The organism is Sulfuriflexus sp., from assembly GCF_032250955.1.
Classification (GTDB): domain Bacteria; phylum Pseudomonadota; class Gammaproteobacteria; order AKS1; family AKS1; genus Sulfuriflexus.
In genome coordinates this window covers 1-521 of sequence record NZ_JAVVES010000149.1, presented here as the reverse complement: position 1 = coordinate 521, position 521 = coordinate 1, and the positions used below count along the sequence as shown (strand labels likewise).

Sequence of the window (521 nt, the reverse complement as noted above, 5' to 3'; positions counted from 1 at the left end):
GCTTTACGGATTAAATTAGCAGCCCTGGCAAGCGCCAGGGCTGTTTTTGTTGGGCGCTGATACGGAATAGAATATAATACGTATCTGAGGAATTATTGAATCAATCAATTAAGGACATTTGGAGAAAACTAATGAGTGAAGAAACCAGTGCAACCCGCTCGAATTTTATTACAGATATTATTGACGAACATCATGAGAACGGGCGCTTTGACCACGTGCATACCCGTTTTCCCCCGGAACCTAACGGCTACCTGCACATTGGTCATGCCAAGTCGATCTGCCTGAATTTCGGCGTCGCGCAAGCCAACAGCGGGCTGACCAACCTGCGCTTTGATGACACCAACCCCACCAAGGAAGAGGTGGAATACGTGGAATCGATTCAGGAGGATATCCGCTGGTTGGGCTTCGATTGGGATGACCGCCTGTATTTTGCCTCGGATTATTTTGATGCGCTCTATGATTTCGCTGTCGAATTGATCAAAAAAGGCAAAGCTTACGTATGCGACCTCTCAGCCGAGGAA

The 521-nt window shown here is 47.6% G+C and carries 1 protein-coding gene; it reads left to right on the top strand.

Translation table 11 applies throughout. From position 1 onward, the window contains the following. Positions 1-131: 131 nt before the first annotated feature. Positions 132-521, top strand: a 390-nt coding sequence (locus tag RQ738_RS13650; RefSeq protein ID WP_314165871.1) for a glutamate--tRNA ligase family protein, incomplete at its 3' end; no start/stop codon positions are given.